Annotated in this window: 24 protein-coding genes and 1 pseudogene; 13 read left to right on the forward strand and 12 right to left on the reverse strand. The window is 69.8% G+C overall.

Translation table 11 applies throughout. From position 1 onward, the window contains the following. Window positions 1-148: 148 nt before the first annotated feature. Window positions 149-2,944, reverse strand: coding sequence for a helix-turn-helix transcriptional regulator (locus V2W30_RS40920; protein WP_338704278.1), 2,796 nt, complete (start codon window positions 2,942-2,944; stop codon window positions 149-151). 137 nt (window positions 2,945-3,081) lie between these two features. On the opposite strand from V2W30_RS40920, the gene V2W30_RS40925 reads away from it, so the two are divergent. The 4 genes from V2W30_RS40925 (at window position 3,082) to V2W30_RS40940 (ending at window position 5,889) form a co-directional block, all read left to right on the forward strand. Beyond that, a complete protein-coding gene (locus tag V2W30_RS40925; protein ID WP_425244735.1) occupies window positions 3,082-4,365 on the forward strand; it encodes a cytochrome P450 family protein in 1,284 nt (427 codons plus the stop codon). Next, the gene (locus tag V2W30_RS40930; protein WP_338704280.1) at window positions 4,362-4,580 is read left to right on the forward strand and encodes a hypothetical protein; all 219 of its coding nucleotides are present in this window, start codon (window positions 4,362-4,364) and stop codon (window positions 4,578-4,580) included. The genes V2W30_RS40925 and V2W30_RS40930 overlap by 4 nt, the downstream gene beginning before the upstream one ends. Before the next feature lie 471 nt (window positions 4,581-5,051). Then, window positions 5,052-5,459: a cupin domain-containing protein gene (locus V2W30_RS40935; RefSeq protein ID WP_338704281.1), complete on the forward strand. Its 408-nt coding sequence runs from the start codon at window positions 5,052-5,054 to the stop codon at window positions 5,457-5,459. A 64-nt stretch (window positions 5,460-5,523) separates the two neighbouring features. Next, window positions 5,524-5,889: a response regulator transcription factor gene (locus V2W30_RS40940; protein ID WP_338704282.1), complete on the forward strand. Its 366-nt coding sequence runs from the start codon at window positions 5,524-5,526 to the stop codon at window positions 5,887-5,889. 15 nt (window positions 5,890-5,904) lie between these two features. On the opposite strand, the gene V2W30_RS40945 is transcribed toward V2W30_RS40940, so the two are convergent. After that, window positions 5,905-6,564 carry a response regulator transcription factor gene (locus V2W30_RS40945; RefSeq protein WP_338704284.1) on the reverse strand — a complete coding sequence of 220 codons (660 nt, stop codon included), beginning with the start codon at window positions 6,562-6,564 and terminating at the stop codon, window positions 5,905-5,907. Window positions 6,565-6,988: 424 nt separating this feature from the next. Here V2W30_RS40945 and V2W30_RS40950 point away from each other — a divergent pair, with 424 nt between their 5' ends. From V2W30_RS40950 to V2W30_RS40960, 3 genes are read left to right on the forward strand one after another with little or no spacing between them, the layout of a single operon-like run. Continuing rightward, window positions 6,989-7,600 carry a hypothetical protein gene (locus V2W30_RS40950; RefSeq protein WP_338704285.1) on the forward strand — a complete coding sequence of 204 codons (612 nt, stop codon included), beginning with the start codon at window positions 6,989-6,991 and terminating at the stop codon, window positions 7,598-7,600. Window positions 7,601-7,647: 47 nt separating this feature from the next. Continuing rightward, window positions 7,648-8,055 carry an SsgA family sporulation/cell division regulator gene (locus V2W30_RS40955; protein ID WP_338704286.1) on the forward strand — a complete coding sequence of 136 codons (408 nt, stop codon included), beginning with the start codon at window positions 7,648-7,650 and terminating at the stop codon, window positions 8,053-8,055. Window positions 8,056-8,100: 45 nt separating this feature from the next. Next, entirely contained in the window at window positions 8,101-8,403 is a 303-nt protein-coding gene (locus V2W30_RS40960) for a WhiB family transcriptional regulator (protein WP_338704287.1), read from the forward strand. A 59-nt stretch (window positions 8,404-8,462) separates the two neighbouring features. Here the strand turns inward: V2W30_RS40960 and V2W30_RS40965 are convergent, their stop codons facing one another. From V2W30_RS40965 to V2W30_RS40975, 3 genes are all read right to left on the reverse strand, one after another. After that, a complete protein-coding gene (locus V2W30_RS40965) occupies window positions 8,463-9,827 on the reverse strand; it encodes a CHASE3 domain-containing protein (RefSeq protein WP_338704288.1) in 1,365 nt (454 codons plus the stop codon). Window positions 9,828-10,036: 209 nt separating this feature from the next. After that, window positions 10,037-10,507 (reverse strand): SsgA family sporulation/cell division regulator, encoded by a 471-nt coding sequence (locus V2W30_RS40970; protein WP_338704290.1) that lies wholly within the window; start codon window positions 10,505-10,507, stop codon window positions 10,037-10,039. 428 nt (window positions 10,508-10,935) lie between these two features. Beyond that, window positions 10,936-11,265, reverse strand: a complete 330-nt coding sequence (locus tag V2W30_RS40975) for a DUF6233 domain-containing protein (RefSeq protein WP_338704291.1) — start codon at window positions 11,263-11,265, stop codon at window positions 10,936-10,938. Window positions 11,266-11,331: 66 nt separating this feature from the next. Here V2W30_RS40975 and V2W30_RS40980 point away from each other — a divergent pair, with 66 nt between their 5' ends. Further along, window positions 11,332-11,556: a hypothetical protein gene (locus tag V2W30_RS40980; RefSeq protein WP_338704292.1), complete on the forward strand. Its 225-nt coding sequence runs from the start codon at window positions 11,332-11,334 to the stop codon at window positions 11,554-11,556. Here the strand turns inward: V2W30_RS40980 and V2W30_RS40985 are convergent. The 5 genes and pseudogenes from V2W30_RS40985 to V2W30_RS41005 form a co-directional block, all read right to left on the reverse strand. Then, window positions 11,525-11,758: a hypothetical protein gene (locus tag V2W30_RS40985; protein ID WP_338704294.1), complete on the reverse strand. Its 234-nt coding sequence runs from the start codon at window positions 11,756-11,758 to the stop codon at window positions 11,525-11,527. The genes V2W30_RS40980 and V2W30_RS40985 overlap by 32 nt on opposite strands. A gap of 16 nt (window positions 11,759-11,774) precedes the next feature. Then, a complete protein-coding gene (locus tag V2W30_RS40990) occupies window positions 11,775-11,990 on the reverse strand; it encodes a hypothetical protein (protein WP_338704295.1) in 216 nt (71 codons plus the stop codon). A 111-nt stretch (window positions 11,991-12,101) separates the two neighbouring features. After that, window positions 12,102-12,913, reverse strand: a protein-coding gene (locus V2W30_RS40995) for an IS5 family transposase (protein WP_425244729.1) whose coding sequence is annotated in 2 segments (ribosomal slippage) — window positions 12,102-12,572 and window positions 12,575-12,913 — 810 coding nt in all. Because the reading frame shifts where the segments join, the coding sequence is not laid out codon by codon here. Window positions 12,914-13,524: 611 nt separating this feature from the next. Next, complete coding sequence (locus V2W30_RS41000) at window positions 13,525-13,893, reverse strand: DUF6221 family protein (RefSeq protein ID WP_338704296.1); 369 nt, start codon at window positions 13,891-13,893, stop codon at window positions 13,525-13,527. A gap of 450 nt (window positions 13,894-14,343) precedes the next feature. Then, window positions 14,344-17,105: pseudogene (locus V2W30_RS41005) on the reverse strand (AAA family ATPase). Window positions 17,106-17,497: 392 nt separating this feature from the next. Here V2W30_RS41005 and V2W30_RS41010 point away from each other — a divergent pair. The 5 genes from V2W30_RS41010 to V2W30_RS41030 all read left to right on the forward strand — a co-directional run bounded on the left by V2W30_RS41010 (window position 17,498) and on the right by V2W30_RS41030 (window position 22,342). Then, window positions 17,498-18,337 (forward strand): prephenate dehydratase, encoded by an 840-nt coding sequence (locus V2W30_RS41010; RefSeq protein ID WP_338704297.1) that lies wholly within the window; start codon window positions 17,498-17,500, stop codon window positions 18,335-18,337. Beyond that, window positions 18,334-18,993: an HAD-IA family hydrolase gene (locus V2W30_RS41015; protein WP_338704299.1), complete on the forward strand. Its 660-nt coding sequence runs from the start codon at window positions 18,334-18,336 to the stop codon at window positions 18,991-18,993. The genes V2W30_RS41010 and V2W30_RS41015 overlap by 4 nt, the downstream gene beginning before the upstream one ends. A 308-nt stretch (window positions 18,994-19,301) precedes the next feature. Continuing rightward, window positions 19,302-20,696: an FAD-binding oxidoreductase gene (locus V2W30_RS41020; RefSeq protein WP_338704300.1), complete on the forward strand. Its 1,395-nt coding sequence runs from the start codon at window positions 19,302-19,304 to the stop codon at window positions 20,694-20,696. A gap of 134 nt (window positions 20,697-20,830) precedes the next feature. Then, window positions 20,831-21,724 carry a Bax inhibitor-1/YccA family membrane protein gene (locus V2W30_RS41025; protein WP_338704301.1) on the forward strand — a complete coding sequence of 298 codons (894 nt, stop codon included), beginning with the start codon at window positions 20,831-20,833 and terminating at the stop codon, window positions 21,722-21,724. 312 nt (window positions 21,725-22,036) lie between these two features. Then, window positions 22,037-22,342 carry a barstar family protein gene (locus tag V2W30_RS41030; RefSeq protein ID WP_338704274.1) on the forward strand — a complete coding sequence of 102 codons (306 nt, stop codon included), beginning with the start codon at window positions 22,037-22,039 and terminating at the stop codon, window positions 22,340-22,342. A gap of 1 nt (window position 22,343) precedes the next feature. Here V2W30_RS41030 and V2W30_RS41035 read toward each other — a convergent pair. Both V2W30_RS41035 and V2W30_RS41040 read right to left on the reverse strand, forming a co-directional pair. Then, window positions 22,344-23,209 (reverse strand): IS5 family transposase gene (locus V2W30_RS41035; RefSeq protein WP_425244736.1). Its coding sequence is split into 2 segments (ribosomal slippage): window positions 22,344-22,873 and window positions 22,873-23,209, totalling 867 coding nucleotides; the frame shifts between segments, so codons are not numbered across the junction. Window positions 23,210-23,367: 158 nt separating this feature from the next. Further along, entirely contained in the window at window positions 23,368-24,576 is a 1,209-nt protein-coding gene (locus V2W30_RS41040; RefSeq protein WP_338704302.1) for an IS701 family transposase, read from the reverse strand. Between the last annotated feature and the right edge of the window lie 63 nt (window positions 24,577-24,639).

The raw sequence follows: 24,639 nt of genomic DNA on the forward strand, positions 1-24,639 counted from the left end.
GTGGCGACAGTGGCGGCGCGGACGGAGCGGATGCGCGGCCCGTAATCGGTTCTGCGAGTGCCCGAGGGCATACGGATACGGACGTGCCTTCCTCCAGGCCGGGGCGGCACGAGGCGCACGATCGGGGAATCGGCGGCGTCGTTGCTGATCAGTTCGCCCGGCCCTTGTCCATCCGCTCCAGCGCGTCCCGCAGCGCGATGCGCGACGCGATGCCGAGCTTCGGATAGATCTGGTACAGGTGTGTGCCGACGGTCCGGTGCGAGATGAACAGGCGCTCCGCGATCTGCTTGTTCGTCAGTCCGCTCGCGGCCAGCTCGGCGATCTCCCGTTCCTGGGCGGTGAGCGCCGCCGCACGACCCTCGTCGCCCGTGCCCGCCGACATGCGGCCGGCCGCCCGCAGTTCCTTGCGGGCGCGCTCCGCCCAGGCCGTGGAGCCCAGAAGCTCGAACGCCGTTACCGCTGCGGTCAGCGGACCCTTGGACTCGGACAGCGCCCGCGACCTGCGCAGACGTTCACCCTGAGCCAGCCGCACCCGCGCCACGGTGAACGGCGCTCGCTCCGCCCCCGGCACGGCGAGCGCAGCGTCGAAAAGCCGGGCCGCCTCGGCGTCGTCCTCCGCCACGAGCGCTTCGGCGCCGCCTGCCAACAGAGCGAGCCGGGGCGAGAGTTCCGCCACGTGCGTCGCGCGCAGCGCCCGTACGTGGGCCAGCGCCTGCGCACGTCGGCCGCTGTGCACGGCGGCCTCGACCAGGTCGAAGAAGACCCAGGACGCGTGAGCGACGTACGGGGGGAAGCTGCCGGCCGCACTGATGGCGCTCACCCGGCGGAACGCCGCGTCGAACTCGCCGTCGGCGATGTGCGCGAGGGTGTGCACATGCAGGGCGCAGTGCACGGCCTCCCGGATGCCCCGGGGGGCCGCCCAGTTGATCATCGCGTCGGCGAGCTCGTGGGCGGTCGCGGAGTCGCCCTGTGACGCGGTGATCAGGCCCTTGGTGTACTGGAAGAACCAGGTGCAGACGGTGTATCCGGACGTCTGGCACGCAGTGAGGCCCTCTTCGGACAGCTCCAGGGCCTCGGCCCACGCGCCCCGGTGCCAGTCGTCCAGGCAGAGGTGCAGCAGCGCCCCGATGTGCCGACGCACCGCTCCGCCCTCCCGCCCCTGCCGCACCAGTCGCCAGGCCGCGTTGCGCACCGACGACAGCCGGTCCGGGTAGACGGCGGCGGTTCCCACACGGACCACCCGCGCCGGATCGGTCTCCGCCGTCGTACCGTCGATGATCTCGTCCAGCGTCTTGAGCGTCTGCGGGTCGGCGTGGGCCGGATCTCCCCAGGTGCGCGCCGCGACCAGCAGCAGCGGCGGGGGAGCGGGGCGCAGCCGGGCGACGGCTGCGTAGAAAGGCACCCAAAGCTCCTCGCGCGCCCCGTAGTTGCACAACAGCAGAAGGAAGTGCAGGGCGTCGACCAGCGCCGGGTCGTCGGCGTCGAAGCCATGGTCGCCCTGCTCGATCGCGCCGACCAGGAGGCGGTGGGCCGTCGCCAGATCCCCGTCACCGTTCAGGACGAGCTGCACGGCCGCGGTCGCCGAGCGCAGCGACGCACCATGGTGCGGATCCGCCCGCCAGGCGTCCTCGAGGAGCTCCGACGCGCTGTGCAGGGCTCCGATCGCCTCGGCGCCCACATACGCGGCCTCGGCGAGGCGGCGCGCGCGGTCGCTGTCCAGCGGGCTGAGGTCAGCGGCACGGGTGAGCGCGCTGATCGCGGCCACCGAATCACCGCGTTCCAGGACGCGCCGAGCGGTCCGCTCGAGGAGCAGCGCGACGTCCTCGTCGGCCGTGAGCGTCGACTCGCCCAGGTGCCAGGCCCGTTCCTCCGGCTTGTCGACCAGGACGTGGGCGAGGGCGCGATGGGCCGCGCGCCGGGCGCTGCTGGTCGCCGTCTCGACGACCGCCGACATGATCAACGGGTGCCGGAACACCAGACGTCGCGGCGCCTGCTGTACGCGGACCAGGCCGTCCTGTTCGGCGGGGTCGAGGTCCCGCAGGTCGCTGTGGCCGAGGCACTTTCCGGCGGCGGCGGACAGCACGTCGAGGTCGCCGGTGCTGTCCAAGGTGGCGAGGAGTAGCAGGGTGCGGGTCGCGTCCGGCAGGGAGCTGACCCGGGAGACGAACAGGGACTGAAGCCGTTCGCCCAGCGGCAGTACGGCGGGCAGCACCTCCCGCGCGCTGCGTTGGTCCGCCCGCAGCGCTGCCGGTAGTTCGAGCAGCGCCAGGGGATTGCCCTGCGCGACGGTCAGGAGGCGATGGCGCACTGAGTGCGCCAGGTCGGGGAAGCGCAGGTCCACGAGACGTGCGGCGAACTCGTCGTCCAGGGCGGAGAGTTCGTACGACGGCAGTCCGCTTCCGTCGAAGAAGCCGGCCACGCCCGTACGGGACGCGCCGAGGAATCGGACACGGTCGGTGTCCCTGGTCAGGCGCCGGGCGAGGAATCCGAAGACGGCCGCGCTCGCCCGGTCCACCCAGGGCAGGTCGTCCACGACGAGCAGCACGGGGCTGTCCTCGGCCGCTGCCCGCAGCAGGGCAAGCGTGGCGTTGCAGACGAGGAGGCGCGCGGGCGCCGACCCAGCACCGAAACCCAGCGCGACGCTCATCGCCTCCCGGCTCGCCGCAGGCAGGCGGTCGAGAGTGCCGTGCAGAGGGAGCAGGACCTGATGCAGCGTCGCGTAGCTGATGTCCGCCTCGAACTCGACGCCGGCCGCGTGCAACACCCGCGTACCGCCGGCGGCAGCCGCTTCGGCCACGGCGTCCAGGACCGCGGACTTGCCGACGCCCGGGTCCCCGGACAGCAGCAGTGCCCCGGCACCCGGCGCCTGCGACCAGGTGCCGATCCGGTCGAGATCGCGGTCGCGCCCCACGAGAGCGGCTGTGTGCGGCGAGGCGTTCGGCATCCGGCCATTGTAGGAGCGCACACCCCGTTCATGATCCTCCGAATGAACCTGAGCGGGGGCGGCCTCCGTTTTCCTGAAGACACCTCTACCCGGAGGTCCCTCCACCCGGAGAACCCCTTCAGTGAGGACGTACACGCATGGAAACGGATCACACGTATCAGCCGGCCCCTGCGAGCGGCGGCGGTGCGTCGGCCGAGCCCGTCGTCATGGGCCCGGAATTCAAGGCGGACGCGCCCCGTCGGTTCGCACGGATGCGGGCCGAGGGGCCCGTGCACCGGGCGCAGTTCTTCCCCGGCATCACGGGATGGATCGTGGTCGACCACGAGGTCGGCCGGGCGGCCCTGACCCACCCGGCGCTGCTCAAGAACGCGGAGCCGGCTGTGGCGATGCTGGAAGCAGCCGGGTTCCTCGGACACCAGCGCGGCACCGGCCTTGGCGGCAACATGCTGGAATCCGATCCGCCCGAGCACACCCGACTGCGCCGCCTGGTGTCCGCCGCCTTCTCCCCGAAGCGGACCGCCGCACTGGAACCGCGGATCACCCGGATCGCTCATGGGCTCATCGATGCGCTGCCGCCGGCCGGGCAGACGGACCTCGTGGAGACGTTTGCCGCGCCGCTGCCCATCGCGGTCATCGCGGAACTGCTCGGCATCCCCGAGGCCGACCGTTTCGACTTCCGGCGCTGGACGACGCTTGCCTTTCAGGTGAACCACCCCGAGTACGCGACGGCCGTGGCGAGTCTGCACGGGTTCCTGCGAGCCCTGGTCGAGGAGAAGCGCCGCGCGCCGGGCGACGACCTGTTGTCGGTTCTCGTGGCTGCCCGTGACGAGGACGACGGCCGCCTCTCGGAGGACGAACTCGTCGGCACCGCGGCCCTGTTGGTCATCGCCGGGCACGAGACGACCGTCAACCTTCTCGGCAACGCGGTTCTGGCGCTGCTGCGGCATCCGGATCAGCTCGGCCTGTTGCGGGCCGACCCGGGCCTGCTGCCTGGCGCGATCGAGGAGTTCCTGCGCTATGACTCGTCCGTGGAGCGCACCACGAACCGGTACGCCGCACAGGACCTTGAGCTCGGCGGCGTACATATCCCCCGGGGCTCCGTCGTCGCCGTGGCCCTGTCCTCGGCGAGCCGCTCCCTGCCGCAGGAGGACGGCGGCGACTCGGACACCCTGGACGTCACCCGGCGTGCCGCCCGCCATCTCGCCTTCGGCCACGGCATCCACCACTGCCTGGGCGCTCCGCTCGCTCGCCTTGAAGCCCGTGTCGCTCTGCACACCCTCCTCAGCCGCGTCCCCGACCTGGAACTGGCCGTGCCTGCCGAGGCCTTGGACTGGTTCCCCGTCGGCATGGTGCGCGGCGTACTCTCCCTGCCGGTGCGCTACCGGACTGTAGAGCGGCCCGCAGAGGGGACCGCGTCATGAGGCGTCACGAGGATCCGTCCACGAACCGGAACTCGAACCCCTATCCGGCCCCGTATTCGTATCCGACCAAGGAACAGGCGGCCCTCCAGGACCTGCTCAGCCGGGTCAACTGCAACGACCGCCGCGAACCAGACCCCGACGCCCGTGCGGCGGAGGAGTACGCTGCCCGGACATTGCGCCAGGTCGCCGTCACGTACCTCAGTGCGTTCCTCTGAACCCGGGCGACGACTCGCAGTCGCCCCGGTAGTGAGTCGACCGATGGGTGAGCAATGAGTTGGCCGGCCGGGCGGCCGTGGAGCGCAGGGGAGTGGCCCGAGCGACGGCCTCGCTCGCGCTGATCTTCGGCAGGGCGTTGGGGACGGCGGTGGACATCTGGGCGACATTCGCCGTGGCCACCTTCGGCGGCCCGCTGCTCGGCGGTGTCATCACCGACATCTCACGGCACGGCGGGCGGTGGTGCCTGTTCGTCAACATCCCCTTCACTGGCACCCGCCTCACGGCTGTCCTCGTGGGTGGCGTCCTGCTGACCGGGGCCTGCCGGACCTGCTTCCGCTTCCGCGCCGGATCCGACTCCATCCCCCACACCTCTGCGAGTAAGCGACGTGACGTGATGATCAACCGACGCCATCTCCTGCGCACGAGCGGTGTTGCCGCGGCAGGGGCGCTCGTGCGCCGGTGCCCTGCCGGTGCCCCCGGCAGCCGCCGACTCCGGCGACCTGACCGAGGGGGTCACCCGCGCCCTCCTCCAGGAACACCCGTCGCCCGCCGAGGCTGGGAAGCCGCACAGACCCTCGTACAGATCCCCCGGCACAAGGAGTCGGAGACGGCACAGCCATCCCGGCGTCGAAGTCGGGTTCATCATCCGCGGCGACGTGCTCATGGAATTCGACCATCGTCCACCACTGCGCCTGCGCACCGGTGCCCCTTTCTTCATCCCGCAGGGTGCGATCCACAACGCCCGCGACGTCGGGACGGTCACGACGTTGATGATCTCCACCTACGTCGTCGACGAGCCCCTGGTGGCCACGTACCAGCCGGTGTGCGGCACGCCCTGCACGGGGCGCGTCGACCCGCGTGGACTTGCTTTGCCGTAGCCCTGGACAAACCGTAGGGCTCCCCCTATGGCCCGCCCGTCGGCCGGTTGGGCATGCTGAGATCATGTGCATCAACATCGTCGTCGTCGACGACGACCCCGGATTCCGTCGCATCGCCACCATGCTGCTGACGGCGCGCGGCCTACGTGTCGTCGCGGAGTCCCGGGACGGCGCCTCGGCGCTTGACGCGGTGCGCGCCCACCGCCCCGACGGGTTACTGCTCGATCTGCACCTGCCGGACGTGGACGGGCTGAGCGTGGCGCGCCGGCTCGCGGAGGAGGACCACCCGCCGCGGATCGTGCTCACCTCGACCGACAAGTCCTTCTGGTCGCCGGAGGAGTTGCACGGCGCGGGGATCACGTCGTTCGTGGCGAAGGACAAGTTGGTCGACGCGGACCTGCGCGGCCTGTTCGAGCCCTCGGCCTCTTGACCGACCCGTGGGTCATCACTGCCCGAGGTAGCGCAGCACCGCGAGAACCCGTCGGTGACGGCCCGAAGCGGTCTGGCTGAGACCCAGCTTCAAGAAGATGCCGGTCACGTGCCGCTCGATGGCCGCGACGCTCACGAAGAGCCGCTCGGCGATCCCCGTGTTCGAGTGCCCCTCGGCCATCAGGGCAAGGACCTCGCGTTCCTTCCGGGTCAGCGCTGACAGCGGATCCTCCGGACGCTTACGGCCGAGGAGAGCCGAGATCACGTCCGGGTCGAGCGCCGAGTCGCGGGCGACGACCCGCTCCACGGCGTCGATGAGGAGTTGCGGGCTGGCCACCTTCTCCTTGAGCAGATAACCGACGCCGCTCGGATCGTCGCCGACCAGGTCGAGCGCGTACGACGCGTCGAGGAACTGGGACAGGACGATGACGGCCGTCTCGGGCCGGGCCGCGCGTATCGTGCGCACCGCGCCCAGGCCGTCCGCTTCCAGGGTTGGCGGCATTCGGATATCGGTGATCACCACGTCGGGCCGGTGCTCCTCGGCCGCGCGGACGAGGTCCACCGCGTTCTCGACGGACGCGACCACGTCGACGCCCGCGCTCCGCAGAATGGCGGCGATCCCCTCCCGCACGATCGGCTGGTCTTCTCCGAGCACCGCCCGCAGTGGTTGACTCATGGCGGCATCCTAGCCCGGCCGGACATACGCACGTGTGGGGGCCGTGACCTGCGCGGCAGGCTTCGTACACGTGTGACAACGGAACAGTGCTGGGTTGGCCGGGCCCGGGCACGCGGCGTCCGAGCCCGGGTTGCTTCGCGGTTCAGGGGATGCCCCGGCACGGAGCAGTCAACGCCGCGTTCCAAACGCCGACTTCACGTTCGACACGGCCTGCACGACGTGTGGGCATAGACGCAGGTCACATACATGTCCCCCGCCTCGGTGTGGGGTGGTCCCTACATCGGTCTGTGGCAGCCCCGACGGAGTCCGAGGGGACACACGACAGACCTGGATGTGCCGTGATCGGAGACTGTCGTTGGCTTCAGGGGAAGTCGCTGCGACGGAAACGTCCAGGGAACCCCGGTATCAGGAACGGGAAGTGGACATGGCTCAGCTGGAATCCCTCCGAGACGACTTCCGCACGCCCACGGACCGACCCGCCCCGCGCGTCGTCGCCGGGCCGGGCGGGGTCCTGACCCGAAAGACGATGCTGGTCGGCTCCCTGGTCTCGGCCGCGGTCGGGGCGGCGCTGCTCGTCACCTCTGTCCGCACGGTGACAGCCGTGGGAGTGTTCTTCGGGGTGCATATCGCGGCCCAGGGTGTGCTCCAACTGCTCGCGGTTCACGGGTCGCGGGCGTCGACCGCGGTGCGCCGGCTCCTGGCCGGCGGCGGTATCGCGGCCCTGGTGCTGGGCGTGGTTCTCGTCTATGGCCGGGCGGACACGGTGCTGCTCGGCGTGTGGATCGGGTGCGGCTGGCTCCTGCGGGGGCTGACCATGGCCGTGTCCGCCACCTCGTCCTCGGTGAGCCACGTCTTCGTCCACGACGATGTCCTGAACGCGGTGATCGTGTCGGCGGGCCTGTTCATGACTGCTTTCCCTTACGAGTCCCCGGGGCAGCTGGCCGATGTCGGCGGCTTTGTCCTGCTGGCGACCGGCGTGATCGAGGCGTTCGCCGCCGCGCGACGCCACCCCGGCACCCTGCGCGCCATCGACTGAACCCCCTTTACCCGGCCGGGAGATCGGCCGCGCCCGAGGAGGCAACCATGAACCAGTCCCACCTTTCCCTCGTCGTCACGCACCGGGTCACGTCCGAACTCGGGCTCACACTCAACTGCGAACTCTCTTACGACGCGGGAGACCCTCTCGCCGTCAGCCTGGTCTTCACCGGCAAGGGACCGCGCTCGGTGCGCTGGATCTTCTCCCGCGAACTGCTCGCCGCGGGCATGAACGCCCGCACCGGCGACGGTGACGTCGTGCTCTGGCCAGTGCTCGACGAGGATGGCGAGCCCGATTCCCTTCAGATGCGCCTCGGCGGCGACCGCACGGCGCTCATCGAACTCGACGCCGCACCGGTCGCCGAGTGGCTCGCCGAGACGTATGAGCTCGTACCGCTCGGCACCGAACTCGACGGAGTGGACTGGGATGCGCTCGCTGCCCAGCTCACCGAGTGACCCGCCCGCTCACCGGACACACCCACACCTACTGGAAGGACCGTCATGCGTGCCGCACCTAGGCCGCTCCTCGTCGACTGGGATTGGCAGCAGCACGCTGCCTGTCGCGGTATGAACAGTTCCGCCTTCTTCTCACCGTCGGGAGAACGCGGCCGGGCCCGCCGCACCCGTGAGGAGCGCGCACGCCGCGTATGCGCCGGCTGCGAGGTCCGTACGGTCTGCGCGGCCACCGCCCTCAAGCACGGGGAGACGTACGGGGTGTGGGGCGGCCTGTCCCGCGACGACCGCCGCAGGCTCGACGACGCGGCTGCCCGTACGATCACGCGGCACGAGGCCCCGTCGCAGTGATACGTGCCGGGACGGCAGCACCCGTCATCCGTGACACCGGTCGGCCGCTCTGAACTCCCCTACGCGTGCGCCGTATCCGCGGTACCCGCCACATCCACACAGTCCGGAATCGGGATCTGGATCAGTAGCGAGGTGCCGGCACCGGCAGGGGAGCTGATGGTCAGCTTCCCGTCGAACGCAGCCACCCGGTCCGCGAGGCCCGCACTGGCCTTTCCGACTCCGCCGACGCCGTCGTCAACGACCCTGATCCGCAACATGTCCCTGAACTCGATCCGGACGTCGATCCGTGACGCGGACGCGTGCTTGACCGCGTTCGTCACCGCCTCGGCCACGACGAAGTACGCGTTCGACTCGACGGCGGAGGAGATCCGGCGCTCGTTCTCACAGGTCACGACGGTGGCCACAGGACAGCGGGACGCCAGGTCCCGTACAGCCGCCACGAGGCCCTTGACGGTCAGCACCAACGGGTAGATGCCGGAGGCCAGTTCACGCAGCTCGTTGATCGCTGTCTGCGCGTTGTCGATCGACTGGTCCAGCAGGTCGATCGCCGCGGGCTCGGTGTCGGCCAGCATCTCGCGGGCAAGGCGCAGACCGATCATGAGGCTCACGAGCCGCTGCTGAGCGCCGTCGTGCAGGTCGCGTGCCGTACGCCGGTGTACGGCCTCGGTGCTCTCCATGATGCGCCGTCGGCTGTCCTGCAACGAAGCCGCCATGGTGTTGAACGAGGTGCCCAGCGCCTTGATCTCCGCCATCCTGCTGGGCGGCACCCGCACACTGAGGTCACCGCCCGCCAACTCCTGGGCCGCGCCCGCGGCGCCGCGCACCGGTCTGACCACCGCCCGGTGCTGCGACACGGTGAAGACGGCCACCAGCGCCAGCGAACCGGCGAGGCCGAGCGTGGCGGCGAGCACGGCCTGACGGCTGTTGGTACCCGCAGCATCCGTGCGCTGCGCGAGCTGGGCCCGCTCGTCCTTCATGTAGCTGTCGAACCGGGCCCGCAACGTGTCGACACGTCTCTTGCCCTCGGCGGTCTCGTGGAGCCCCGCCGCGGAGGGATCGCCGCGGCGTACCATCGCGACCAGCGGGACCGAGTAGTCATTGAGGAACGACTCGACGCCGTGCGCGATCCGCTCGGCGGCCCGACGCTGATGCGGCGACGTGGCGCTCGTGGTGAACCGCTCGGAAGCCGCGGGCAGCGCCTTGCGCGCGGCCGGCCACGGCTGGAGAAACTCCTCCTTCTTCGTGATCACGAAGCCGCGCTGCCCCGTCTCAAGATCGAGCAGCAACTGCTCCATCGTCCCGGCCTCGACCAGCGCCGTACGCGATGCCCGACGGGCCGACACTGAACTGTTCGCGTCGGAGATCGCCCACAGCAGCACGGCGAACACGACACCGATCAACGCGGCGAGCAGCGCGCTCGCCACGACGGTCAGACTCGTCAATCCGAGCTGACGCCCCGTGTGTTCCCGTTGTACGCCCATGCCTCGTGTGCCTTCCCTGCTTCGCTCCATGGTGCGGGTGAGGGCGGCCGCCCGTCCTCAGGGGAGCGGACGAGGGGGCCACCCGATCCTGCCGTCGGCGGGTCCGGCCAGGTGCCGCACCGCCCGCAGGGGCTCACATCAGGGACGCGGCGTCAATCGGACGGTATCCGCGGCCGGTCGAGGAGATCCGTGACCGCGACGTCCCAGTCCATGCCCGCAAGTTCCCGGCCGACGGGCACCAGTTCATAGGTGTGCTCGAGGAAATCGGCCAGCGGCGGCACCGGCAGGTCGAACAGCGCGGCCATATCGCCGGAGACCAGCTGAAGTCGCGCAGTGCGACGGCCTGCGGCCCCGGTCGGCCAGATCTGCACGTCCCCGAGGCCGCTCATCGAGTACAGACCCTGCCGCAGAAGATCGCGCCCGATCCGCCACACCACGGACCGGCCACCCTCGATGCCCAACTCGACACGCACGGTCAGCGGGGAGCGCGGGTCGAACCGGAACTCGGCCCTGATCGTCTGACGGGCGCGGACGTTCAGGACGCGCTCAATGTCCAGGGCCAGCCGGGAACGGCCCTGCGGCGCCCTCGGGTTGACCTGGACACCTGGTGAAGAGCCACTCATGACGGGTGGATCCTTCCCTGCGGAGGAAGCTGACTCGCACCACTGTCGTGCTCTGCGGGACGACGTACATAAGTAAGTTGACCGTCGAAATCCTTCGGGCACGCGTCGTCCAGTCATCCAACTGTCTTCGCGCGGCCTCCCGCGAAGGGTCCTGAGGCGGCCGGTACGCCGATGCCGGACGGTCGTCGTGGTCCGAGGAGCCAACTGTGAAAGGTACTCCTGCCGTGTTCATCCATGGCGCGTGGCTGCACGTCCGGTCCTGGGAGCCATGTTCGGCCTGGTCGACCATGCCGACAAGCGGGGGGACGTGGTGCGTACCCCTCGGTCCCCACGCTTGCCGCCTGCGCCTGCAAGTCGCTGCGGCGACCACTACGACGGCGAGGATGACCAACATGTTCATGAGGTCCTCGGGCCCCGCGCGGGGGCGCCTACTCCAGCACGCCGAGCGCGGTGTCCGGCCGGCAGTGCGGGCACGCGTCCACGCCCGCGGCGAGCGCCTGCCGCGCCTGGCCCCGAGATGCTGCGGCCGATCGCTTCCCGGCCATGTGGCAGCCGCCGACGTGGACGTACACGGCGCGGCGTCCGGTGAGTCCTTGCTCGATGAGCCAGTCCGGTTCCGGCGGCCGGGCTGCTGCACCGCGGGCCCGCTCCGCCTGGCGCTGTTCCTCGGCGGCGATCCACCTGCGCGTGCGAGCGAGGTCGCCCTCCTGCACACGCTCCAGGAAGCGCAGCAGGTCGAGACGGGTAGGATCGTTCACGTGTTCGAGTCTAGATCGGCGGGTGAGCCCCAGCCCAGCACCCCACCCGCCGCCGATCATGAGCTCGTGACGCCGCCCGACCGCTACCACCTGACCCTCGCCATCGACGGCCGCACGATCCTGCGCGGCTGGTGGGACAACGCCGGCACTGCCGACGGCAAGTTTGACGGCTTCCGTGACGAGCACGAAGCGCACGCCGGCGCGCATCTACTCCTCACCGAGTGGGACGCCGGCCGAGAATGGCCGCTCCGGGAGTGGCCTACTCCTGCGCCTGCGGAGGATGCCGGGTGACCTGCCGGAGCGCCTTCTCGGCGTCGAACTGGTTGAGGTCGTGCTCCTGTGCGTGCGCAGTGACCGCGGCCTGAGCGCGCGCCGCCGCCTCGAACCAGACCTCGCGCTGCTTCTCGCGGTCTTCGCCGTCGAGATGTTCCAGCTTCTTACCCTCGTCGTCGGCCGCGCGCTGCAATTCGATCAAGCTGTCAGGTAGATCCACGAGCGGATCCTAAGACCTACGGCCGCGAGTCCCCCGGATCACCGTTCGAGCCGTTCCCAGTGTCCGCGTTCAGAGCATCGCGCCCGGCGATCATGGCCTTCGCGATCTCCACCACAACTTTGGCACGCTGCTCGCCGCTCAGCCCAGAATTCAGAACAAGCCGCTCGGCCGCAAGGTAGCGCGAGAGCTCCAGCGGCTGATCGAAGTATGCGCGGAGGTGTCCAGCAGCCACCTCCTGCGAACGTATGAAGGTCCGGCTCACAAAGGCCGCAAGGCCTGCCGCAACCGTCCCCAACCCTCCCGCCACAGCAGCCCCGGCTGTAGTACTGGCCCCTAAGAACGGCTAACACAATGACTGGAATTGCCGGTGCGTGATGAGGCAGCAGGCCAGTTTGAGGAAGGCTTCGTGGATGTCGGCTCGGCGTTCCCAGCGGACGCGGAGTCGTCGGAAGCCGTGCAGCCAGGCGAAGGTCCGTTCAACCACCCACCGGTAGACGCCAAGTCCCGTGCCGTGGCGGGTGTTTCGGCGGGCGATGGCCGGGACGATGCCGCGGGCACGGACCTGGTCGCGGTAGATGTCGTGGTCGTAGCCGCGATCGGCGAACAGCGAGTCCGGCCTGCGCCGCGGATGACCGACCCGCCCGCGGACGGGCGGGATGGCGTCCAGCAGCGGCAGCAGCTGGGTGACGTCGTTGCGGTTGCCGCCGGTAAGGAGGACCGCGAGCGGGGTGCCGTGCCCGTCGGTGATCAGGTGATGCTTCGAGCCTGCCCGGCCTCGGTCGACCGGCGACGGACCCGTGTGGATCCCCCTTTTAGGGCCCTGACGTGCGAAGAGTCGACGACACAGCGGGACCAGTCGAGCCGCGCGGCCGCGTTGAGTTCGGCCAGCAGGACTTCGTGGAGCCGCTGCCAGACGCCGGCCTCGTTCCAGTCCCGCAACCGGCGCCAGCACGTCATCCCGGAACCGAAGCCGAGCTCCTTGGGAAGGTGTTCCCACTGGATGTCGGTGTGCAGCACGTACAGGATCCCGCACAACACCTGCCGGTTCGGGACCGGCAGGCGACCGGGGTAGCGGAACCGCCGCTCCTTCCTCGGCAGCAGCGGCTCAATCCGCACCCACAAGTCGTCCGGCACGATCCACGGTGAAGTCCCCACGGCCCGGACAACGCCCAACTCACTTGTCAGGCACGGCTACCAGGACCGAAGCACCTCATTGTGTTAGCCGTTCTAAGGCCACAATGACGAAGGAAGTCAAGAGAACAAAGCCAAGGAGCATGGCGAATTGGGCGTTCCGGAAGGACCGGGAAGCTTGCCCCGAGGCAATTTCATGATAGAGATCCAATCGCCTGTGGGTAACGCTCCATAACTCCGGAAGGGCAAGCGGGCGAAGGTGGTCCGCGCCCACAGCATGCTCGGGTGGAGGGGGAGGGGGAGGACCAGGCGGAGGCAGGGTCCAGTCGTCGCCCCCGTCGCCCCCTCCGGGTTCTCCGTGGCCCTCATCGACTGATGCCTCAGACGGGGTGGCGTCGTAGCCACGGGCATCACGAAGCGCACGCTCAAAATCTTGCTCTGCAGCATGCACGCGAGTACGCGCCTCAGCCGCGCGGATGATCGCGGCACGCCTTTGTAGGGCCGCTACACCAACAAGGGCAATAGTCGCTGTACCTAATCCGAGCAGCCCAGCCCACAATGCATCCATGCAAGTTGAGCATGACCAATGCTCATGCACCCGTCCAGAAGCTCAATGAGGTCTGGTGCGTGTGCGGCTACGGCCGCCACTCCTCGCGGTAACCGGGCCGGTCCGCGTACGGCATAGCGAGCGCCACTACCACCGGCTTCAGCACGACAAGCGCCATCTTCGCCGGGCCGCTCAGCATGTAGTCGGTCGATGCCGCCGCGTCGATGTGGACCTGGACGATTGCGAGCACCTGACGCTTGGCGTCGACCTCACGCAGCACCCGCGCCGGACTATGCCGCGCGATGTGCTCAACCACTCCCGGCCCGATGACCCCGGCGCCCGACTCACCCGCGAACACTCGGAACGGCTCCCCTCTTCGCCCCTCTTCGCCTGTACCCCGCGCGACCCGCTCGTCCTCGTCGAGTTGCTTGCCGAGCCACTGCACGAGATCATCCACCGCTACACCTCCGCACCCTTGCCACTGTCGGCACGCCGTCCGGCGATCTCGGCACGAACATGCCCAGACACCACGCTCGCCCACCTAGGTGTTCCGTGGATGTTGTGCACCGGATCATCCTCCTTGAGCACTCGCCGCTCCTCCGCCGCGGCCGCCTCGCGCGACGGGAACCAAGAGACCTCATACTCCGCAACATCCCTCCACCAGGCGGGAGCCGTCAGGTGGGCCAAAACTCGCGCGAAAGCGGAGCCGGGTCTCGTCTGTGAAGCCAAGCCGCCGGAGAATCCTCCGGCGCTGCCCCTCGCGGGCCCTATGACCATGTCGGTGGCCGTCCGGACGGCCGTCAGAAACGAAGCAACCCATGCCCTCTGCAAGCGGCAGGGCGGTGGTGACCGATCTGAAGCCGATCGTCCACCGTGGCCACAGTCTCGTCATCGCCGAGCGGTGACGTCACACGTTCTGGTCCTCCGGCAGCCTCCCCAGCGCGTCGCGGAGCGCCGCCCGCGAGGTGATGCCGAGCTTGGGGAACACCCGGTACAGATGGGAGCTGACCGTGCGCGGCGACAGATGCATCCGTGCACCGATCTCCTTGTTGGTGAGGCCGCCGGCCGCGAGGTCCGCGATGCGCCGCTCCTGCCAGGTGAGGTCGGTCAGACGGGCGGCCCCGGCGGGTGTGGGGGTGCCGGTTGCGCGCAGCTCCGCGAGGGCCCGCTCGGCCCAGGGACGGGTGCCCAGGCGTTCGAAGGTGTCCGCGGCGAGCGTGAGCGGCAGCCGGGCCGCCTTGCGGCCGTGAGTGTGCCGCAGGTGAATACCGTGGGCGAGCCGGACCCGGGCGAGCTCGAACGGGAACCCGGCCGCGCTGGGCAGCGCCTCGGCCCGCCGGAAGTGGTTCTCGGCCTCGCCGGCGTCATTCGAGGTGAGGGCGAGCGCGCCCTCGGTGACGAGCGTGAGGCGCGGCGAGCGAGCGGGCAGGTCGGCGTCCCGCGCGGCGACGGCGTGCCGGCGGGCCTGCTCGGCGCGGCCGGTGTGCAGGGCTGCCTCCACCAGATCGAGGAGTGTGCGGGGCGCCTGGTGCGCGTAGGCGGCGAACGTGCCCGGCGGTGTGATGCCGATGGCATGGAGGTAGGCGGCTTCGTAGTCGCCGTCGGCGAGCGCGGCGGCGGTGCCGATCGCGTCGGTGATCTGCGTGAGGAAGCCGACGCCGCGCGGCCGGGCCCAGGCGTCGACGTCGGCCTGGAGCCCGCGTGCCTCGTCCGTGCGGCCGCGCAGGGCGGCGAGCAACCCGAGGTAGGCGCGCGTGTGGTGGGCGAACAGCGTGTTGCCGTGGGAGGTGGTGATCTCCAGATTGCGCTGGCCGGTGCGCTCGGCCTCGTCCCACTCACCCACCGCCATCTGGTCGAGCATGATGTGGTGCAGCAGTGTCATGCCTGTCGACACGGCCCCGGTCTCCACCTCCCGGTCGACGACGCGCTGGAAGCGTGGCCGGTACTGGCTGAGCGTGTCGACGTGGTAGGCGGCGGTGCCCAGGCGCGTGACGTCCCACGGGTCGAGCGGGCGCGGCTCGGTGAACGCCCGCTCCACGCGTTCGCGTACTCCGGCGCCCCGCTGGACGATGTCGCCCCACGCGTCCTCGTAGATCCGCGAGAGCGGGGGCACCAAGTCGCCGAGCGAGGCGAGGAGTCCATGGGTGCGCCGCCAGACTCCGGCGTCGCTCGTGTACTGGCTGATGGCGAGGAGCAGGTTCACCAGCCGGGTCAGCAGTTCGTTCGGTTCCGTGACGCCGCCGTCCCGGATGCTCTCGATCGCCGCGAGCACCTGCCGGTGCGAGGCCCGTACGTCCCCGTCCTCGTACAGTGCGACATAAGACGACGCGATCACCGCGGCCGGCGACTCGGCGCCCCCGGACGCCGCGTCGAGCCCCATCAACTGCCGTGCCTTGTCGAGGAGGCCGGCGTGCGAGGCGATGAACGCGGCGTCGTCGAAGCGCCGCGTCCGCGTCTCCCGGGCCGGGCTGAGCTCCGCGGCCCGGGTCAGCCAGGCCACGGCCGCCCTTGCGCCGCCTCGCCGGGTCGCCGAGTTCGCCGCCGCATCCAGGGCGGCCGCGACCTTCTCGTCCGGGTCGACGGTCGCCGCCGCCAGATGCATGGCGTGCCGTTCCACGTCGTCACGGTGGACTTCGGCCAGCGCCGTGTGCGCCGCGCGCCGTTCGTTCGGGGTCGCCAGCTGGACGACCGTCGAGCGCACGAGGGGATGCCGGAAGACGAAGTCGCCGGAGACCGGGTCCAGGTCCAACAGGCCGTCGCCCGCGGCCTGTTCGGCGCCCGCCATGCGGTAGTGGGTGCGCCCGGACGCCGTTCCCGCGCCGCCGCCGTCCAGGGCGGCGCGCAGCAACTCGCCGCGGACGTCACTGTCGAGTGCCGCGATCCGGGCGCCGTACACCTGCTGGAGCCGCTGGGGGAGCGGGGTGCCTGTGAAGGTGTCGGGCAGCGTCTCCCCGTCGTTCGCGTTGCGGACGCTGCGCAGCACGTGGGGCGGAAGTTCCAGCAGAGCCAGGGGGTTTCCGCACGCCTCTTCAAGCACCCGGGCACGGATCCGCTCGTCAAGACCGGGGTGGCGTAGGTCGAGGAGTCGCTGCGAGGCCTCGTCCGAGAGCGTCGTCACCGGCAGGCCCGGCAGCGCCGCCGTGTCGAACCCGACGGCACGTCCGAGCGCAGGCCGACGGCGAGCCGTACCGAACTGCCGGTGAGCCTGCGCCCAACGAAACCGCATACCTCGGTGCTTGACGTGTCGAGCCACTGGCCATCATCGAGGACGAGCAGGAGCGGCCGCTGTGAGGCGGCCAGCGACAGCAGGTCGAGGACGGCGATCCCCAGCGTCATGACCGAGGGCGGCGCGCCCTCACTCCGGCCGAAGACCACGTCGAACACCTTGCGTTGGGCCTCGTCGAGCCGGTCGATGCTGGGCAGCAGCGGAAACAGGAACTGATGCAGTCCAGAGAACGGCAGTTCCACCTCCGCCTCGACACCCGCTGCCCTGATGACCCGGTGGTCCTCGGCCACGGCCAGCGCGGCGACGTGATCGAGCAGCGCGCTCTTGCCCACCCCCGTATCGCCCCGCAGCACGAGTGCCTGGGCGCCCGCGCCCCGTACGAACACGGCCAGCGCCTGCTGCTCGTGCTCCCGTCCCACCATCGACCCGTCGAACGACACCATCGTCCCCCACGTCCTTCCCCGCTGGAGGCGGCGCAGATACCCGACCGGGACATGTGTTCGTTCGGCATGTCCCCAGCCCTTTGCAGCAGCTTAAGTGTCTCGGCATGTTTCGTCATTCCATGCGGCTGAGAATGCGCCCCTTTGGGACACATGTCGTTGGTTCACATGTGAACCCTTGGGCTGTTCGCACACGTTGTCCAGTTGAGTGGGCATGCGCCGGCGAGGGCGGCCCGGTGGTCCATGGACGACCTCAGGAAGAAGCTGATGCGCGACCACCGAAACGACCTCAGCCGTGTGCCTGTTGGGGGCTTGCGCACCGATACTTCAGCAGGTGCGGTACGCAACTCAGTTGCTGCCCCCGCCCACAGACTCCTTCGGAAAGGCTCCACACGGTGACGACCGTCGCATACCAGGGTGAACCAGGCTCCAACTCGGCCACTGCGGCGCAGGCCCGGTTCCCCGACAACGCCGAACTGCCCTGCACAGGCTTCGAGCAGGCACTGGACGCCGTGACGCTCGGCGCGGCCGACGTCGCCGTGATCCCGGTGGACAACTCCGCGGCGGGACGCGTCGCGGACGTCCACCATCTCCTGCCCGAATCAGGTCTGTTCATCGTCGACGAGTACTTTCTCGCGATTCGCTTCGACCTGATGGCCGTGCCGGGCACGACCCTGGACCGCGTGGAGTGCGTACGCAGTCATGTGCACGCGCTCGGCCAGTGCCGCAAGCTGCTGCGCGAAGGCGGCTGGCGCACGCTGGTCAGCGACGACACCGCCGGAGCCGCGCGGGAGATCGCCGAGCTCGGCGACCCGCGGCACGCGGCGCTCGCCCCGCCCGCGGCCGCCGCACTTCACGGACTCGATGTCCTGCGCGCGGGGGTCGAGGACGATCCCGACAACACCACGCGCTTCGTCGTCCTCTCCGCGGAGGCCGCCTTCGCCTCCGGCATCGGTCGGCCGACGATGACGAGCCTCTTCTTCAGTGTGCGCAACATCCCCAGCGCCCTCTACAAGGCGCTCGGCGGATTCGCCGCGGGCGGCGTCAACCTCACCAAGATCGAGAGCTATCAGATCGGCGCGGGCCTCAACGCCAGCCGCTTCTACGTGGAGATCGAGGGTCACCCCGACGACGAACGGGTCGCCCTCGCCCTGGAAGAGCTGAGGTTCTTCTCGTCCGAGGTGCGTGTCCTCGGCGTGTTCCCCGCGCATCCGCACCGACAGGCAGACACGTGAACCCAAGGGGCCCCCGGCGCAGGGGCCTCGTCCTCGACTTCGGCGGCGTCCTGACCACATCTCTGCTGCCCGCGGCGCTCGCCTTCGAGCGGCGCGAGGGCCTGGCGGAGGGAACCCTGCTCACCGACCTCTGCCTGGCGCCGGAGGGGATCCGGATCACCGAGGACCTGGAACGCGGCGTGATCGGCCAGACCGAGTGGAACACGGTCGCGGGACGGCTCCTGCGCCTCCGGCCCGACAACCTGCTGGGCCGTATCTTCACCGATCTGCGCCCCGAGCCGGCGGTGATCGTGGCCGTGGCCGTCGCCCGACGAGCCGGCGTCAAGGTCGGCATCCTTTCGAACTCCGTCGGTCTGACCCCGTGGAACCTCTACCAGGGTTATGCGCTGAACCGGCTCTTCGACGCCGTGGTGCTCTCCCATCGCCACGGTGTTCGCAAGCCCGATCCGGACATCTACCGCCTGTTACTCACCCGACTCGGGGTCACGGCCGAGGAGTGCGTGTTCGTCGACGACACCGCCCAGCATCTGGCGCCGGCCGCCGCCATGGGTTTCACCACCGTGCACGCGCAGGAGCCCGCGCGGACCGTCGCCGCAATCGAAGCAGCACTCGGCATCCCGCTGGTGGGCGTCACGCCCGAGCGGACAGGCCGGTGACGAAGCGGCCGTGTGAGCCCCGAGCCCGTGCAGCAGCCTGTCGACGACGGTGTCCGCGGCCTTGTCCGGAGCCGAGGTTGACACCAGGTGCACGAGCTCGGGGAGCAGTTCGCCGGACCAACGACGGGGACCTCACGCAGTCGGGCGGCCTCGATGGCGATACGCGGGTGGTGGCGCCCGGGCCCGTCGCGCGCATACGGGCGGCGGACCCAGCGCGCGCGGAGACACTGCGCCCACACATGTGAACTTCCGTGCCGCCGCCAGACGTGTGAGGGAGGACAGAGTTCGTCGAACGAGGTTGTGATCAGGTGAACACGGACAAGTTCCAGACACGCGACGTGGCGGCGCTGCGGGGCGCGATTCGAGGACCGGTCCTCGAACCCGGGGAGGAGGGCTACGAGGCGGAGTGCGCCACCTTCAACCTGAACTGCCCGCTTCACCCCGCCGTAGCCGTCGGCGCGACCGGCCCGGACGACGTCGCCTTGGCGATCCGTTTCGCTGCCCGGCACGGACTCCCCGTCGCGGTGAAGGGAGCCGCCCACCAAATGGTGGCCGACGCGCGGGGCGCCGTGCTGATCACGACGCAGCGCATGACGCGTGTGACCGTCGACCCGCGGGAGCGCACGGTATGGGCAGAGGCGGGTGCGCTGTGGCGCGATGTGCTGCCGCTCACCGCGGAGTTCGGCCTCGCGCCGGTCGTGGGCTCCGCGCCGAACGTCGGTGTCGTCGGCTACACCCTCGGCGGGGGCCTCAGCCCGCTGCTCGGCCGGTCCCGCGGATACGCTGCCGACCAGGTGCGCCGCCTGTCCGTGGTCACCGCCGACGGAGAACCGCGTGAGGTGACACCCGACAGCGAACCCGATCTGTTCTGGGCGCTGTTGGGCGGCAAGGGAAACTTCGCGGTCGTGACCGGGATCGAGTTCGAGGTGTTTCCCGTCGCCCGTTTCTACGGGGGCGGCCTCTACTTCTCCGGCGCACATCTGGCCGAGGTCCTGGAGGCGTGGCGCGCCTGGCTGCCCGGCACGGGCGAGGACATGACCTCCTCTCTCGCCGTCCAGCGACTGCCCGACGTCCCGGTTCTCACGGACGCCCTGCGCGGCGCCTTCGTCCTGCACCTGAGGATCGGCTACCTCGGATCGGCCGCCGACGGTGCCGAACTGATCGCCCCGTTGCGGGACTGCGCGCCCGTTCTGCTCGACCTCGTGGCGGAAAAGCCCTTCACCTCGATCGGGGAGATCCACATGGATCCTGTGTTCCCGATGCCGTACTTCGATCGCAGCACGTGTCTCACCGAGTTCACCGAGAAGACGGCGCGGACCCTCGTCGACCTTGCGGGCACGGAGTCCGGGTGCACCCTGGCGAGTGTGGAGATTCGCGCGCTGGGCGGCGCGCTCGACCGGACGCCCGCAACGCCGAACGCGGTGTCGAGCCGCGGACTCCCGTACCTCGTCTTCGCGCTCGCGCCGGGCGGCCCGGCTCAGGCCAACGAGATACGGGCGGAGCTCGACCGGGTCGTGGGCGGTCTCGCCCCCTGGGCCGCCGACCGTGGCATGGTCAACTTCCTCTCCCCGGATGAGGCGACAAGCCCCAACGCGGTGCGCGAGGTATTCGGGGCGGAGCGGTACGACAGGCTCGCAGCGGTGAAGAGGCGCTACGACCCGGACAACGTCTTCCGGTTCAACCACAACATCACGCCCGCCTGACAGGAACGGTGACGGCGACCGTCAACTGACTGATGTGCACCATTTGCGCATCGGTCAGGCTGGCCACGGGGCCCAGGATCCGAGGGTTCCGGGCGGCACGCCCGCCGCGCCCGACACAGAGATGAGGACCTGACGTGACATCGGTCGAGCAGCCGCGTGCGCTCAAGAGCAGCAACCCGATCCTGTCGCGGGAACAGTTCACGCGGCGCGGCGGACAGAAAACGGCGATCCGCGACCCGCAGACCGGGATCGCTGTCGTACGGGACCGTATCGGGGCGGGCACAGACCGAGATCTGGGCGGTCCCGGCAGGCGGGAGCCGCTGCCCGTCCTCGTCGGCGACCTGCTCACGATGGACGACGTCCTGCCCCGCGCGGCGTCGGCGCTCGGCGTCTGCGCCCTCACGGCCGTGCTGTCGTGGACAGTGTTCCCCCTCGCCGGCCTCCCCGCGGCCGTGTCGTACGCAGTCGCCGCCTGCGCCGCGGCTGTCGGTGCAGCACTCGTGGTGGCGCAGTGTCGCCGCAGCCGCTCCTCGTCCTGGCCGGCGCTGGCGTTCGCAGTGTGCGAGGGGTTGTTCCTGGGCGTGCTGTCCGCCACGGCCTCCAGTCACCTGTCATCGGGTGTCCTCGTCCAGATCGTGCTCGCCACGATGGCGACCTCCGCCGCAACGCTGTTCGCGCGGGCGCTGCACTGGATATGTGTGACCTCGCGGTGGTACGGACACGTGGGCGTGTCTCTGCTCGGCCTGGCCGTCCTCGCCTGGGCCGACTGGTTCCTCGTCTCCCTGCTGGGGCCCGACCGGCTAGGTCTGCGGCCTTTCGGCCTCGGCGCCGCCATGGGCGTTGTGGGCATCGTCCTGGCGGTGTCCTTCCTGCCCCTGCACTTCAAGCAGGTCGAGGCGGGCATCACCCACGGCACACCTCGTGACCAGGCGTGGCCGGCGGCGTTCGGGCTCACCCTGACGCTGGTCTGGCTGTACGTGGAGACCGTACGGCTGTTCGCGCTGTCTCCGACCGACGACGTGTACTGAGGGAGCGTCGGCCCCTGGTCGGCTCCTCAGGGACGGGTCAGCAGGCGGTCAGTTCGATGACCTGGGTGACGAGGCGGGGTGGGGGACCGCGACGGGGTGTGAGGCGGTGGCCTCGGTGCTGCGGGCGTGGGCGCGCTCGGCCATGAACTGCCGGGCGGCCGCGGGGTGTTGAGGTCGTCGGTGGTGACGATGTCTCAGCTCGGCCTGGTTTACCAGGCAGTGCAGGTCGCCTCCACCTCACCTCCAGTTCGGACTAGGCGCTGTCTCTTTGAAGCCCTGACGCCTTGGAAGCGGGCCGATTACTCTGTCGTGGTGGCCAAGAGGATTGAGTCGGAGCTGGTAGTTGACCTGCGGGGGAGGCCCATCGAAACGCTCGATGACTTTTGGGACGCCCTGGCTGAGCCTTGCGGACTGCCGGAGTGGTTCGGTCGGAACACGGAAGCCTGGCGGGACACCATCCAGACGCGGGGCATCTCCGAGGTCATCGACAGCTACGACGTCCTGGTCGTGCATGTGGACAAGCGAGGAGTCTTCGCCGCCCGCAACCGTGAGGCCCGAGCCCTGCGAAGCGCCTTTTCGGGGCAGCAGTCGCGACTGGTCGTGCACGAGTTGCTCTGAATCACTGCGTCGAGCGGGACCAGATCAGGATGGCCGCCAAGTGCACAGCAGCCTCGTAGGCCAGGGCAAGCTTGTCCGTGCGCATTGCCAGACCGCGCCATTGCTTCAATCGGCTAATGCACCGTTCGACGGTGTTGCGCTGCTTGTATGCCTCCGCATCGAAACCTGGCGGTCGGCCTCCAGCTCGCCCTCTCCGCAGACGGTGTCCGACCTGGTCGGCAGGCTGCGGGATGACGGCGCGAATGCCTCGCCGTCGGAGATGGCTGCGGATCGCGCGGGAAGAATAGGCGCGGTCCGCGAGGACGGTCTCCGGGCGAGTCCGGGGCCTACCGAGTCCGCGTCGCGGGACGCGGATCCTGGCCATGACGGCCTCGAATGCCGGAGCATCACCCGCCTGACCAGCGGTGACGTAGAGGGCCAACGGCCGTGCCCGGTTGTCGCTGGCCAGATGTACTTTCGTACTCAGGCCGCCACGAGAACTTCCGAGTGCATGATCGTCGGGTTCGGACCGCCGCGCAGCCCCCTTTTCACAGCCCCAGCCGCGTGCTGATGGGCCCGGCAGATGGTGGAGTCCACCGAGACAGTCCATTCCACGTCGTCATCAGCGTCGGCGGTGGCCAGGACGGCGGCAAGGATCCGTGCCCAGGTGCCGTCGACGGCCCACCTGATGAGACGTTTGTGGGCCGTCTGGAAGGAGCCAAGCTCCTCTGGCAGGTCCCGCCAGGGCGAACAGGTGCGGTACTTCCACGCAATGGCCTCAAGGGTGCGGCGGTGGTCGGCCCATCGCCGACCGCGGACCGGATCGGCCGGCATCAGCGGCTTGATCCGGGTCCACATCGCATCAGTGATCACTAACCGGATGGACACGTCCGATCAACTGGTCAGCCCACCAAAGAGACACGCTCTAGTAGGACTTTGTTAGGTGGTGTCGTAGGGCTGCCAGGGTGCGGGTTGGTGGCAGGTGGGGCAGTGTCCTGACCAGGTGGCGAGCGTCTGCTGGAGTTGTGCGAGGGCCTGGTAGAGGGTCAGGCCCCGGCAGGGGCTTTTGGGTCGGTGCGCTGTTCGGTGAGGAAGAGGTGGGCCGCGGTCACCAGGGTGGTGTGGCGGTGCCAGCCGTCCCAGGACCGGCCCTCGAAGTGGTCGAGACCGAGGGCGGTCTTCAGCTCGCGGTAGTCGTGCTCGATGCGCCAGCGGGTCTTGGCGAGGCGGACCAGGACCCGGGGTGGCAGATCGGCGGGCAGGTTGGAGAGCCAGTACCTGACCGGCTCGTCGGCGCCTTTGGGCCACTGGGCGATCAGCCAGCGCAGAGCGATGGTGCCATCGTCGGCGGGCCGGGGACGACGACCGGCCGGACGGACCCGCAGGAACACGAACCGGGCCTGCATCCGGCCCCGCGAGCCGCGTCGCCAGCCGACGGTGACGGCCTGGCCGGGGTCCGCGGCCCGGACGTGCTCGCGCAGGCTGACCGGGCGGGTCCGGTAGCGGGCAAGCGGGCGCGGGCCCAGTCCGCTGTAGGGCGGGGTGACCGGCTCGATATCTGCCGGGTAGGCCGTCAACTCGCCCTTGACCTGCAGCACATAGGCCAGCTGTCGCTCCTCCAGCCCCCTGCGGAAGGAGGCGTTGTTGCCGTATCCGGCGTCGGCGGCCACCACCGCGGGCCGCAGGCCGAGCCCGGCCAGCTCGTCGAGCATGTCGAAGGCCAGCTGCCACTTGGGCCGGTGATGCACGTCTGTCGGGATGCGGCAGTGCCGGCGCTGCCGGGCGGCATCAGGCCCGTCCCAGCTCTCGGGCAGGAACAGCCGCCAGGCCAGCGGGCAGGATGCGCGGTCGGTGGCCGCGTGCACGCTCACTGCTACCTGGCAGTTGGCGGTCTTGCCCAGCGGCGGGCAGTACTGCGCGGCGACCGCGGGCGACAGGTCACCGTCCTTGGGGAAACCGGTGTCGTCCACCACCCACACCTCCGGCCGGACCACCGCCATCGCACGGCGGGCCAGCCGCTGCTGGACCGCGTTGGCGGGCCAGGTCGACGAGGTGACGAACTGCTGCAGCCGTTGATGATCGACGCCGAGTCGGCGGGCCATCGGCTGCATCGACTTGCGGCGACCGTCCAGGAGCAGGCCCCGCAGATACAGTCCGCCCTTGGCCCGCTGGTCCGACCGCACCAACGGCGCGAACACCTCCGCCGCAAAATCCTCCAGCCGGTCACGGCACCCGGCAAGCTCCTCCGGAGTCATACCCCCAGCGAACTACCGAGCCCTGAACCTGACCAGTCACCTAACAAAGTCCTACTAGGGCCT

Origin of the sequence: Streptomyces sp. Q6 (assembly GCF_036967205.1) — a bacterium.
Taxonomy (GTDB): Bacteria; Actinomycetota; Actinomycetes; order Streptomycetales; family Streptomycetaceae; genus Streptomyces; species Streptomyces citrinus.